Here is a 12,369-nt window from a genome sequence, read left to right as displayed (position 1 = left end):
GGGTGCGGGACGCGAGGAGCACGCCCACGCGCCCGGACGCGCAGCGCAACCGCGAACGCATCCTGGCGGTCGCGCTCGCCGAGCTGACCCGGGCCGCGGACACCCCGGTGAGCGTGATCGCGCGGAAGGCCGGCGTCGGCCAGGGCACGTTCTACCGCAACTTCCCGCACCGCGAGGCGCTGGTCCTTGAGGTGTACCGGTACGAGATGCGGCAGGTCGCCGACGCGGCGGCCCAGCTGCTCGCCGACCGCCCGGCCGACCGCGCCCTGCGCGAGTGGCTGGACCGCCTCGCCCGGTACGCCATGGCGAAGGCGGGCCTCGCGGACGCCCTGCGCGCGGCGACCAGCGGGCACGGCAGCCTGGCGCAGGTCGGCCACGGTCCGGTGACCGAGGCGATCGCGCTCCTGCTGGCGGCGAACGAGGCGGCGGGCACGCTACGCGCCGGGGTGACCCCGGACGACTTCCTCCTCGCCATAGCGGGCCTGTGGCAACTGGACCCGCACAGCGACTGGCAGCCCCGCGCCGCCCGCCTCTTCGACCTGGTGACGGACGGGCTGCGGGCGGGGACGCCGGGTGTCGAACGCATGACCCGTCACCCGGATCAACGGGCTGCCGACTAGCCGATGTTGACGACGCGCGCCCACGCGGGCGGCGAGTCCGGTACGTAGTCGGGGTCGTCCTCGACCCAGGAGCCCCGGTCCGGCCGGTCGAAGAGGCCCACCACCGTCCGGCACGCGGGCCGGTCCGAGGGCCACGGGGTCTGGCCGTCGGTCAGGGCCACGACGACATCGGGCCGGGGGTGCGTCCGCAGCGCCCTTGCGAAGCCCGTACGCAGATCGGTTCCGCCGCCGCCCACGAGCGGGATGCCCTCCGCGCGGCACAGCGGGTGCACGACCCGGGCGGCCGCGTCGCAGGACAGGACCGAGACCAGGTCCCGGCGGCCGCCCACTGCACGGGTAATCGCGGACACTTCAAGCAGCGCGCTGCCCAGCTCGGCATCGCTGACCGAGCCCGAGGTGTCAATGACCACGGAGACGCGCGGTGGTCTGCGCCGCAGGCTCGGCAGGATCACCCCGGGCAGCCCGGCCGAGCGCCGCGAAGGACGCCCGTACGAGTAGTCGTCGCCCGCACCGGGGCCGGACACGGCCGACCGGACGGCGGCTCCCAGCAGGTCGCGCCAGGCCTGGGGCGGGTGGAACGCCTCCTCCGCCCACCGTTTCCACGCCCTCGGCGCATGGCCCGGGCGGCCGGTGATGCCCTGGGCGACCCGGAAGCGCACCGCGTCGCGTTCCTGCTCGCTGAGCCCGTGCGCGCCGTCGGGTCCGAGGTCCCACTCCCGGTCGAGCCCGTCGGAGCCGCTGCCGCAGTCCAGCCAGGCGAAGTCCTGCGTACGGGACCCGAGCCGGAACAGGCGCAGGTACTCCTCCATCAGCTTTCCCTCGGGGAGCCCCAGCGTCCCGGGCCACACGGCGCCCTCGGGGGCGGCCAGCCCGTCCCCGTACACGTCGTCGTTGATCTCGCAGTCGGCCGCGATGTTCATCCGCAACCGCTCCCCGGGCCCGGTCAGCCCCTCCTGGCGCGCGAACCGGTCGCCGCGCCCGTGGTGGTCGCGCAGCAGGTGCGACACCTCGTGCACCCACGCCCCGGCGAGCTCCTCCACCGGTGTGCGGTCCACGAACCACGGCGACACGTAGCACCGCCAGTAGCGGTCGACGGCCATCGTCGGGACGCGCCGCGACTCGACCACGTGGAGGGCGAACAGCGCCGTCGCCAGGAACGGGCGGGCCCTGACGGCCTGCAACCGGGCCGCGAAGAGCTTGTCGCGGTCCAGCTCGCCCCCGGTCACCGGCGGCCCTTCGTCGCCACGGCGGCCCGGGCCGCCGCGTCCTCGGCGCGGCGTGACACCGACACGACTCCCGTCAGCGCCTCGATCGACGGGGGCACGTCCCACTCCTCCCGCCTGAGCGCGGCGAGGGTCGTCGCCGGGACGACGACCAGGTCCGGCGCCCCGGTCTCGACCGCGCGCACCAGCAGCGTCCAGGCGGCGTCCCAGCGCGACCGGTCGAGGCGATTGCGCACCGCCGCGACCACCCCGTCGAGCACCGCCTGCCGCAGATCCCCCCGCTCGGGCAGCACGGCGGCCGCCGGGTCGGCCAGGAGCGTCTCCGGGTCGGGGAGGTCCAAACGGTCGACGGCCGCGAGGAGTTCGAGCCCCGGACCGTCCCCGACCGTGCCCCGGACGAGCAGCGAGAGCACATCGCGGGAGACTCCGGCGGCGGTGGCGAAGGCGATCAGGGTGAGGGTCATGTCCCAGCTCCGGGGCGACGGCCAGGGGCCGCCCCTGCGGGTCTCGCCGCTGGGCAGCCGATGGACGAGCGCGGGACGGGCCGCGAGGAGTCCGCACACCGCGCGACGGGCGAAGTCGACGGCCTCGCCGAGGCGTTCGGGCCGGAGCCGGGGCAGGGTCGCCCGGGGCCAGGTCCCGCCGAGACCGCGTACGACGACGTCCTGGTCGTGGGTCCACTGGAGGTGGACGAACCGGTTGGCGAGCGGCGGGCTCAGCTCCCAGCCGTCGGCCGCCGACGAACGGGGGTTGGCGGCGGCCACGATCCGTACTCCGGGCGGCAGTTGGAGCGCACCGACACGCCGTTCGAGTACGAGGCGGAGGAGGGCGGCCTGCACGGCGGGCGGGGCCGTGGACAGTTCGTCCAGGAAGAGCAGTCCGTGCCCGGCCCGGACCAGCCGCACGGCCCAGTCCGGCGGTGCCATGGGGACGCCCTGTTCCGCCGGGTCGTCACCGACGACGGGCAGCCCGGAGAAGTCGGACGGCTCGTGCACGCTGGCGATGACCGTGGTGAGGGGCAGCCCGAGGTCGTCGGCGAGCTGGGTGAGGGCGGCGGTCTTGCCGATGCCCGGCTCGCCCCACAGAAGCACGGGCAGGTCGGCGGCGACGGCCAGCGTCAGGGCTTCCAGTTGGGTGTCGGGGCGCGCCTCGGTCGTCGTGTCGCGCAGCAGGGTGGTCAGCGCCCCGGCGATGTCGAGCTGGGAGGCCGTGGGCAGGGCGGAAAGGGTGCTTACGGGCATGTGTCATCACCTTGTGAGTCGTGGTGGACCGGTGCGGGGTGCGGGCGCACCCGTCAGCGCGCCCCCGCCCGGCGCGGGCGCGTGCGGCGTGCGGGGGCGGGCGGGGTTACGGGGTGGCAGGTACTCGGGCCGGGTTCGATGAGGTCGGCCCGGTAGAGCCCGTAGGTGATCCGGCGGAGCGCCGCCGTCTCCAGTTCGTCGCGCAGCGGGCCGTCCCGGAGCTGTGCGCCGGGGCCGAGGAGACCTTCGACGACGGCAAGGGCGCCCGCGATGTCGCCGTGGTCGAGCCGCTCCCGTACCCCGGTGAGGCAGTCCGGGCGGCGGTGGGCCTCATCGATGGCCCTGAGGCACGGCAGCGGGGTCCCGGTCAGGGCGACCAGCAGTTCCTCGCGCCGGACCTCGGCCGGGTCGTGGTCCAGGGCGGAGAGCACCCCGTCGACCAGGCCGATCCGGTGCGGGGCGCCCCGGCAGTCCACGACGCGCGGGTGCCCGGCGCCTGCCGGGGCCGGGGGCGGTCCGGCCGGCGCGTGCCCGGCTGCGAGCGCGGCCGCGACGAGGGGGTGCAGCCGGTCGGCCTCGATCGCGCCGGAGCGCAGGAGTTCGAGGTCGGGCAGCGCCCAGGTGGCCGCGTCGGGCAGCACCAGCGGGGTACGGGCGGCGGCCGTCCGGGCGTCCGCGAGCCGCAGACGGCCTTCCGCGGTCGCGTGCAGCAGCAGCCGGTGCCGCCCGCCCAGCCGTACGGTGACGGGGCCCGAGGTGCGGCCCTCGGCATCGAGCAGCAGCGCGGCCTCCGCCGCCCAGCGCCCTGCGGCGCAGCGACGCCCCGGTGGCAGCTGGCCGAGGATTTCCGAGTCCCCGCCGCCTTCCCCTTCCGCACGGACCCGCAGGTCGGCGGCGTGGCGCGCGTCCCACAGGTGGCGGTGCAGGTCGAGCCGGAACCGTCGGCTGGGGTAGGGGTGCGGATGCAGGCGTACGGTCCCGGGGCCGGTGCCGTCCCAGAGGCCGAGGCTGATCCGCTGCCCGGCGTCCGCCCACGCCGGGGGTGTCCTGGCCACCAGGTGCACGGGGGCCGGGGCACGGGCGGTTCCGGGGCGCGGCTCGGAGTCGTACCGCGCGAGCGCGATCGTCAGCCCGGGGCGCAGCAGGCCGCGTGGGGCGATCCTCGGCATGTGCCAGCGCAGCAGGTCCGGTGCCAGGTGGCGCAGGTCGGCGCGTACGCGGGCGGCGAGTTCCCGCCCGTACGTGCGGGCCAGGGCCCGGGGCGTGAAGTCGACGTCGACACCGGCGGCGGCGCACGCACCGGCCCAGTCGCCGGTACGACGCCGGGCGGTGGCGGTTTCGATCATGGAGGGCGGCACGGCGAACTCGCGCACGCGCAGCCAGAAGGACAGGAAGGGATCCTCGTCGGGCCGGTGAGTGGTCATCAGCACTCACCTTGCGCGGACGGGGCCCCCAATCTTTGGAGAGAGTGAGTCGTCATCGCGGCACAGCGTAGCTTCCGGAGGCGGGTCGCGCAGCCCTTATTCGGTCAGGCCCGCCGCCAGTACGGCGCCCAGCTCCCAGCACGCCTCGGTGTCGGCCCTGCTCGGCTCGCCCGTCACCTTCACGGCCTCCGCCGCGCGGCGCCAGCCGAGGCCGGTGGCGATCGTCTCGATGCCGCGCACGGCGCCCGTGACGTCGTTGCCGCCGTGCACGTAGTAGCCGAAGGGGCGGCCCTGGGTGGTGTCGAGGCACGGGTAGTAGATCTGGTCGAAGAAGTGCTTGAGCGCCCCGGACATGTAGCCGAGGTTCGCCGGGGTGCCGAGGAGCAGCCCGTCCGCTTCGAGGACGTCGGACGCCGTCGCGGCGAGCGCGGCGCGCCGTACGACGCGTAGGCCCTCGATCTCGTCCGTCGTCGCTCCGGAGACGACGGCCTCGAAGAGGGCCTGGCAGTTCGGCGAGGGCGTGTGATGCACGATCAGGAGAGTGGGCACAGCACCGAACCCTGCCGTCCCCCTCCCTCCGTCGCAAGCGGGGCGCGCACCCTGCGCTGTGGTGTCAGGAGCGGTGGCCGAAGAACTCGACCTCGGCGACCGCCACCCGGCGCCCCTTGCCGGTGCCGTACGCGGAGTCGACCGTGAGCCGGATGCGGACGGTCTGCGAGCCCCGTACGTCGAAGGTCTGCTGGCCCGCCTGATCGGCGAGCCGGATCGTCTTCGTGCTCTTGGTGCCGTCCTCCGCGGTCAGTTCGGCGATGAGCCTGGACGGCCGGGCCTGCGTCAGGTACTCGTCCGCGCGCGTCGAGGTGCCGGGGAACACCACCATCTTCCGCAGCCGGACCGGCGCGTCGAAGGTGCACTCCAGGAACTCCCCCGCCCCGGCGCCGGTGGCCTTGGGCGCCCAGTACCGGTTGTTGAAGCCGTCCACGGCGGCGGCCGCGGCATGCCCGGGAGCCGCGCTCGACGCGTGGCACGCGGAGGGCGGCATCGACTCCGGCGCGCCGGTCTCCTCCTTGGCGAGGCCCAGCAGCCCGGACAGGTGGGGCAGCGCGAACCACACCCCCACCAGGACCAGGAGCAGCGCGAGGGGGATCCCGAGCCTCGGCCCCCGTCGGCGGCGTCGCGGACGCGCCCCGGCCTCGTGGCCCCGCGCCGGGCCCCGGCGGAAGAGGCGGCGCCACCAGGGCGGGCGTGCCTCCGGCGGGGCTCCGGGGTCGAGGAGCAGGGCGCACCGGACGCACAGGGTGCGGTCGGGGGCGTTCTCGGTGCCGCAGCCGGGGCACCGGACGGGCGCGCCCCCGACCGGTACGGCGGGCGGCTCGGGCGCGGACGCGTCGGGCGTCCAGGCCGAGGGGCCGGGCGGCACATCCGGCCGGTCGCCGGGGCGGCGGGGTGCGGCGCCGGACGGCGTACGGGGTGACGGGCCCGGGCGGTCCGGGTCCTGGGCGCGGAACGCGGGGTTCGGCGGGCGTTGCGGCGGGATGGCGGGGAGGGGGTTCACCGCATGGGGTGGGTGCGGTGGGGTTACGGGGGTTGAGGGCGCCGAGTCCGGCGGTGCGGGGGCCTGAGGCGTGGACGGCGAGGGCGCGGGGGTCCGGGGCGCCGGAGCCGCGGGGGTCGGGGGCGCGGCGCCCCGTCCCGGCTCGGGAGCCACGGCGGGTGGCTGCACGGGCGGCGACGGCGTCGTCCCCGGTGGACCGGGCTGCGGGGGCGCGGGCTCGTCCCCCTCCTCCCACGCCAGAAACGCCTCGCACGACACGCAGAACTCGCGCCCCGGTTCGTTCCTAGTCCCGCACGACTCGCAGATCACCGCGTCGCACCCCCCGCGCCCCCGTCCGAGGGCAGGATCTCCAGCGTGAAACCCACGTGGGCCGGCACCTCCGTGCTGATGAGTTCTTCCAGCCGGGCCCGGTCGACGGGCCGTTCGCGCCCCTCCCGGACCCGGATCGTCACCCAGGGGCGCGGCGCGCCAGGAAGCGTGGTGCCGGGTCCGGTGGACCAGGCGGTACCGCCGCTCTCCGTGACCTCGGGGTCCGCGCCGGTGGCCAGGCGCACCGCCTCGGCGAGGCCGCCCGCCGTCCCGCGCCGGGCGTGCCGGGCCACCGCGCCGCGTACGGTCTCACGGCGCCGCTCGACCGGTCCGTCCTCGGGGGACTCCGCCGCCACCCACTGCGCCAGCCAGGCCAGGAAGTCGTCGGGGGCGCTGCGCGGGTCCAGGTGGGCGGGAAGGTTGTCGATGGTGAGCAGGACCGGGGCGAGGACGTCGTCCAGGGCGGTGAGGAAGCGGCGGAGGAAGTCCTGCTCCAGGTAGACGGCGGGGAGCTGGTCGCTGAGGGGGTGCGGGGTGGGGAGCCCGGGGACGCCGGTGCGCATGGGTCAGGCTCCCCTCACGCGGAGCTGGTGCTCGTAGCTGAAGACCAGCGCGTGCCGGTCGAGCGGGATCTTGGCGGTGGCGTCGGTGCGCTCACCGGTCACCGGGTCGGCGCGGTAGAGGCGTACGTCCTCCACCAGGTCCACGCCCGGCACCCGCTGGAGCACCGCGAACGCCTCCCCGGACTGGACCGGGCGCCCGAACGGCCAGCCCTGTCCGGCCGGTCCTCCGGTCAGGGCGTTGAAGTACCCGTACAGCGCGGCCAGTGCCGCGTCCCGTACGCGGTCGCGGTCCGCGCCGGGCTCGGCCTGCACCGAGGCGACGACGGTGACGCCCTGGTAGAACGGCGGTTCCACGACGAGGCGGGCGCCGATCGGGCGGCGCTCGTCCAGGTGCCCGGCGATGAGGCGCAGGGTCTGGGCGGGCGGGACCAGCTCGTCGAACTCGATGCGGCCCTGGTCGTCGCTGCGCCCGGCCGGTACGACGAGGAGCCGTACGCCCTGCGCGGTGGCGTCGTTCTCGTCGCCGTCGGCCCCGGCCCTGATGCAGTGGACGCGGGCGGCGTCCGGGGCGACCTCGCGGGCGAGGAGTTCGTAGTCGTGCGGGACGACGGCCCGGTGCAGGGTGCGCAGGGTCATCGGGCCGCGCACCCGGGCACTGTCGACGCTCTCCCCGTCGACCCCGCCGAGCGCGGGCCTGCGGTTCTCCACGCGGGCCACGTAGGGGATGGCGCTGCGGAGGATCCTCAGGGTGGACCGGGCGACGTTGCCGCGCAGCCCGCCGCCGGTGCGGTACGCGCGCACCCGCACCGTGGCGCCCTTGGCGGGGACGGCCCCGTAGTAGCGGATGGAGCCGTCCCGTTCGCGTACGGCGGGGCCGAACTCGACGCGGCCGGAGTTGGGGTCCAGGGTGATGTGCCGGTCCTCGGGGCCGGAGTGCGCGAAGTCGTCAACCCTGGTCCAGCGGGTGTACTCCGGCTCGGGGCCGCTCGCCGGGTCCGCGACCTCGACCACGAAGTCCCCCGGCACGACGGGCGAGCGGGCCAGGGTGAACGCCTGGCCGGGTACGCCCTCCGCCGCGCCGAGCACCTCGTCGGTGATGGTCTCGGCGTGCTCGGCCGCGACGGTGGCCCCGATGGTGAAGGCGGTGACCGACCGGACCACGGGCGGCGCGAGATAGGTCGGGCGGCCGGGTTCGGCCTCGATCAGGCGGCAGCGCAGCCAGCCTCCGGTGCGCCGGACGACGGCGGCCGGGGTGTGGGTCCTCGGCAGGTGCAGGATGAGTTCGCCGGACCGGTTGAAGCCGCCGGTGTCGTCCTTCTCGACCTCGCAGGCCGCCCAGGTGGTGCCGTCCCAGGCCTCCCAGACCAGGGGCGGGCGCAGCGGGTCCACACCGACGCCCTCCACGCGGCAGTCGAGCCGCAGGACGACGACGCCGGCGGGGACGGCGGCCGACAGACCCACGTAGAGGCAGTCTCCGGGGGCGGGCGTCGCGCCGAAGCAGGCCACATCGCGCCCGATGGCGAGCTGTTCGGTGCGGTCGGTCACCTCCTCGGCGGCCGGCCAGGTCGCGAGGTGGGCGAACGAGCACGGCACGACGGTCAGTTCGGACGAGGTCGTGAAGACGACCGCCTCCTCCGTCTCCGTACGGACGGTTGCCACCTCGGTCCCGGCGCGCACCACGACGGGGTCGGGGCGGGGCGCGGACAGCCGGAACGTCACGTCGGTGCGCGCGGCCGTCGGCGGGTGGAGCCGTACGCCGATCAGGTCGAGGAAGGTGAGGTAGCTCTTCTCCGGCACCCGGTTCACCCGGTAGACGAGCTGGTCGACCATCGTCGCGAACGCCTCGATGAGCGTGACGCCCGGGTCCGACACGTTGTGGTCGGTCCACTCCGGGCAGCGCTGCTGGACCAGGCGCTTGGCCTCGTCCACCAGGCCCTGGAAGCGGCGGTCGTCCAGATGGGGACTGGGCAGCGTCACGCGCCGGCCTCCTCGTCGTCGGGGTTCGTCTCCGGTCCGTGCTGGGGGATCACGTAGAACGGGAAGACGAGGTTGCGCGGGTCGTTGGAGCCGCGCACGGTGTAGCCGATGTCGATGTACAGCACCCCGCTGTCCGCCGCGTCGAACCGGACGGTGACGTCGGCGACCTCGATGCGCGGTTCCCAGCGTTCCAGGGCGAGGCGCACCTCGTACGCGAGCTGCCCGGCCGTTCCGGCGTCGGCGGGGGCGAACACGTAGTCGTTGACGGCGCAGCCGAACTCGGGCCGCATCGGGCGTTCGCCGGGCGAGGTCGCGAGGATCAGCCGGATGGACTCCTCCAGTTCGCGTTCGCCGCGCACCAGCGCGATGGACCCGGTGGCGTCCGTACGCGGCGGGAAGGCCCACCCGGCCCCGATGAACTGTTCTCCCATGTCCGTTCAGCCTCCGATCAGCACCGTGGCGCAGCCCGACAGGATCGGCGCCCCGCACCCGCTCAGGTCGCCGACGCGGGCGGCCGGTCTGCCGCCGATGAACACGCTCCGGCTGCCCGGGGGCGCGATCGGGGACGGCGGGTGGCCGAGCGGCGAGGCGCACTGGTGGAGGGTGCCGACCGTGGCCGCGGGTCTGCCGCCGATCAGCACCGTGAGCACCCCGGGCGGCCCGACCGTGCCGGGGTGACCCGTGGGGTCGCCGACCCGGGCGGCTGCTGCTGACGGCATGCGGTGCGCTCCTGTTCGCTGCGAAGGTGGTGGTACGTCAGTTGAGCTGGATCATCGGTGCGTTGACGGAGACCGAGCCGCCGCTCTTGAGGTCCGTGCGCCTGCTGCCGTCGACCGTGACCTGTCCGCCGTGTACCTCCACCGCGCCGTCCGTGGAGAGGGCGACCTTGCCGGTGCCGCCGTTCAGGGCGACTCCGTTGCGGGAGGTGAGGGTGACGCTCTCGCCGGTGAGGGTCAGTTCCCCGCCTCCGGCGTCCAGGGACACGCCCTTCGCGGCCGTGATGGAGACCTGTTCCTTGCCCTCGATGGTGACGCTGCCGTCGCTGTTGATGACGACGGCGGTGCCCCGGCGGTCCAGGTCGATGGTGAGCTTCCCGTCGCCGGTGCGCAGCCGTACGCCTTGCGGGCCGTTGGCGGCATCGAGAAGTTCGAGTTGGTTGCCGCTCTTGGACGCGAAGGCGCGGCGGTTCACGGCGCCGGTGGTGGGGTCGACCAGGTCGCCGCCACCCGCGTCGGAGGCGCCGGGGGTGCCCGGGGCGCCGGACGCACCTGAGGTCCCCCCGCCGGGCCGGTCCTTCCCGTTGTACAACCCGGCCAGCACGTACGGCCGGTCCAGGTGCCCCTGCTCGAAGCCGACCAGCACCTCGTCGCCGACCTCCGGGATGAACGCCTCGCCGCCGCCCGTCCCGCCGGACTGCGCGGTGCGCGCCCAGTCGCTCGCGTACTCCTCCGACAGCCACGGGAAGCGCACCTTCACCCGGCCCGAGCCCTCCGGGTCCTGGGTGTCCGTGACCGTCCCGCTGACCAGGCCCGCCCAGCGCGGGCCGCTGCCGGACGCGCCGGAGGCCCCGGTGAGCCCGAACAGCGAGCGCTCCTGCTGGCCGGACACGGTGATCCAGGTCTCGTATCCGCGTACGGCGTCGAAGACGTGGCGCGAGGAGGTGACGGTGTAGCGGCCCTCGAAGGGCGCGCCGACCGCGTTGAGCGCGACCGCGCTGCCCGCCGTGACCTCGGGGTTGCCCCGGATCACCGCTTCCAGCTCCGCGAAGGAACCCGCGATGCGCTCGGCCAGCGCCTTCGCCGCCTGGTCCACCTGTGCCTGGGTGCCGTACGCGGCATCGGTGACGACGAACCGTGCCTCGCCGAACGGGGCGGTGACCTCGGCCGCCGTGACGCCGAGGTCCAGCGTGGCCGACGTTCCGGCGGGCGACCGGCCGACCAGCGGTTCCTTGGCGCCGATGTCCCAGCCGCGCACCTCGACCTCGGAGACCTGTTCGGCGGCCGAGACACCGGCGCGGCAGCGCAGCAGGTTGCTGCCGAGTTCGAGGACGAGCGGGTCCCGGTCGGCGCGCGCCGAGCTGTCCGGTGCCCCGCTCGCCTCGGCGGGCCGGGTGAGGTGCAGCTGCCCGTCGCGCACGTATGCCTGGGCGCCCGCCTCCTCGGCGAGGCCGCGTACGAACTCCCAGTCGGTGACGTTGGGCTGGGCGATGTGCTCGATGACCGGTCCGGCGATGTCCACGGTGCCGGGTTTGAGTCCGGCGCGCTGGGCGACCTGGCCGCAGATGTCGGACAGGGTCATGTTCTGGTAGCTGGCGACGCGACGGCCCCGCAGCAGCCGGTGCGAGGCGTCGAGCCCCCGGACCACGGTGAAGGTGCCGGTCTCGTCCAGCTCGACCTCCAGGGCGGTGACCGCGCCTTCGAGGAGCGGTTTCGGGGCGGTTCCGCCACCGGCCCGGGCGAGGAGCCGGGCCTCGCTGCCGATTTTCAGACCCGTCTGTTCGAGCAGGACGCGGTCCGGGTCGCGGAACCGGAGCAGGAAGAGATCGGGGAGCGTGCGGCTGTCGTCCACATAGCCCTCGACCAGGGTGTTGAGGAACTTCGCGGGCAGCGGGCGGCCGTCGAACTCCACCACCAGCGCGCTGGAGACCCCTGGGCGGGTCACCGCCCCGCTCCCCGGCCGCCGTTGTCGTCCAGGCGGCTCAGCTCGTCCAGCGCGGGCAGCAGCAGCTGGGTGCCCGGGGCGAGTCTGATCGGGTCGTCGATGCCGTTGGCCTCGGCGATGATCCGCCAGGCGCCCGCGTCGCCGTACTCCCGGTGGGCCAGCGACGGCAGCGAGTCCCCGGAGGCGACCCGGTGCACGCGCCGAGCGGCCAGCGCCCCGGAGGTGGGGTTCTGCCCCGGCGTCTCGCCGCTGATCTCCTCCATCGTCACCTGGCACACGGCCCGGATGGGCACGCCCGAGGTGGTGAACAGCGTGTATTTGGCGGCAACTTGGCTCACGTAACCGGGAAAGCCGGTCAGTCCGCCCCAGTGGAACACCACCCACGGCGGCGAGGAACGCTGCTGCTGCCTGGTCTCGTTCGTCGGTACGCAGCACGCGAACAGCTGCTCCACCGCCGTCACGACCCGGGTGTCCTGGGTGTCGCCCGCGTCGAAGAACATCTCGACGGTCAGCTTGCTGGGCTGCGAACCCTGGTACTCCGGCGGCCCGGAGCTCTTCGCGCCCTTGGCCGGGGTGCGCTTCCAGGAGGCCGCCTTGGTGAGGCTCAGCTCCTTGGGGTTGAACTGGAAGTCGATCCGCCCGCACGGCCCGCCCGGGGTCAGCCCGCCCCCGGTGGGCGGGGTGCGCAGCTCCAGGTAGGCGTGCTCCAGCTTGGGCCTGGCGGAGCCGCCCTTCGCGGCGGACGCCACCCCGGACGTCCCGGCCGCGCTGAAGGCGATGGGTCCCGCGCTCACGC

At 74.9% G+C, this 12,369-nt stretch carries 12 protein-coding genes; 1 reads left to right on the top strand and 11 read right to left on the bottom strand.

All coding sequences use genetic code 11. The features are described 5' to 3' along the window. The first annotated feature begins 2 nt into the window (after nucleotides 1-2). The gene (locus OHS17_RS31175; RefSeq protein WP_330314877.1) at nucleotides 3-620 is read left to right on the top strand and encodes a TetR/AcrR family transcriptional regulator; all 618 of its coding nucleotides are present in this window, start codon (nucleotides 3-5) and stop codon (nucleotides 618-620) included. Here OHS17_RS31175 and OHS17_RS31170 read toward each other — a convergent pair. The 11 genes from OHS17_RS31170 to OHS17_RS31120 all read right to left on the bottom strand — a co-directional run bounded on the left by OHS17_RS31170 (nucleotide 617) and on the right by OHS17_RS31120 (nucleotide 12,367). Beyond that, nucleotides 617-1,846: a vWA domain-containing protein gene (locus OHS17_RS31170; protein WP_330314876.1), complete on the bottom strand. Its 1,230-nt coding sequence runs from the start codon at nucleotides 1,844-1,846 to the stop codon at nucleotides 617-619. The two genes, OHS17_RS31175 and OHS17_RS31170, sit on opposite strands and share 4 nt — an antisense overlap. Beyond that, a complete protein-coding gene (locus OHS17_RS31165) occupies nucleotides 1,843-3,084 on the bottom strand; it encodes an AAA family ATPase (RefSeq protein WP_330314875.1) in 1,242 nt (413 codons plus the stop codon). Before OHS17_RS31165 ends, OHS17_RS31170 begins: the two co-directional genes overlap by 4 nt. A gap of 53 nt (nucleotides 3,085-3,137) precedes the next feature. Next, nucleotides 3,138-4,508, bottom strand: coding sequence for a hypothetical protein (locus OHS17_RS31160; protein ID WP_330314874.1), 1,371 nt, complete (start codon nucleotides 4,506-4,508; stop codon nucleotides 3,138-3,140). Nucleotides 4,509-4,604: 96 nt separating this feature from the next. Further along, nucleotides 4,605-5,057, bottom strand: coding sequence for a flavodoxin family protein (locus OHS17_RS31155; RefSeq protein WP_330314873.1), 453 nt, complete (start codon nucleotides 5,055-5,057; stop codon nucleotides 4,605-4,607). 64 nt (nucleotides 5,058-5,121) lie between these two features. Continuing rightward, nucleotides 5,122-6,063 (bottom strand): NADase-type glycan-binding domain-containing protein, encoded by a 942-nt coding sequence (locus tag OHS17_RS31150; RefSeq protein WP_330314872.1) that lies wholly within the window; start codon nucleotides 6,061-6,063, stop codon nucleotides 5,122-5,124. A 305-nt stretch (nucleotides 6,064-6,368) separates the two neighbouring features. Then, nucleotides 6,369-6,935 carry a phage tail protein gene (locus OHS17_RS31145; RefSeq protein ID WP_330314871.1) on the bottom strand — a complete coding sequence of 189 codons (567 nt, stop codon included), beginning with the start codon at nucleotides 6,933-6,935 and terminating at the stop codon, nucleotides 6,369-6,371. Nucleotides 6,936-6,938: 3 nt separating this feature from the next. Further along, complete coding sequence (locus OHS17_RS31140) at nucleotides 6,939-8,912, bottom strand: putative baseplate assembly protein (protein WP_330314870.1); 1,974 nt, start codon at nucleotides 8,910-8,912, stop codon at nucleotides 6,939-6,941. Further along, on the bottom strand, nucleotides 8,909-9,343 hold the full coding sequence (locus OHS17_RS31135) for a GPW/gp25 family protein (RefSeq protein WP_018099785.1): 435 nt from the start codon (nucleotides 9,341-9,343) through the stop codon (nucleotides 8,909-8,911). The genes OHS17_RS31140 and OHS17_RS31135 overlap by 4 nt, the downstream gene beginning before the upstream one ends. A gap of 6 nt (nucleotides 9,344-9,349) precedes the next feature. Then, nucleotides 9,350-9,631 carry a PAAR domain-containing protein gene (locus OHS17_RS31130; RefSeq protein ID WP_164628106.1) on the bottom strand — a complete coding sequence of 94 codons (282 nt, stop codon included), beginning with the start codon at nucleotides 9,629-9,631 and terminating at the stop codon, nucleotides 9,350-9,352. 37 nt (nucleotides 9,632-9,668) lie between these two features. After that, a complete protein-coding gene (locus OHS17_RS31125) occupies nucleotides 9,669-11,573 on the bottom strand; it encodes a VgrG-related protein (protein ID WP_330314869.1) in 1,905 nt (634 codons plus the stop codon). Further along, nucleotides 11,570-12,367, bottom strand: a complete 798-nt coding sequence (locus OHS17_RS31120; protein WP_330314868.1) for a CIS tube protein — start codon at nucleotides 12,365-12,367, stop codon at nucleotides 11,570-11,572. The genes OHS17_RS31125 and OHS17_RS31120 overlap by 4 nt, the downstream gene beginning before the upstream one ends. Nucleotides 12,368-12,369 lie beyond the last annotated feature (2 nt).

This window comes from Streptomyces sp. NBC_00523 (assembly GCF_036346615.1).
GTDB lineage: Bacteria > Actinomycetota > Actinomycetes > Streptomycetales > Streptomycetaceae > Streptomyces.
This window is presented reverse-complemented; position numbering and strand designations above follow the sequence as displayed.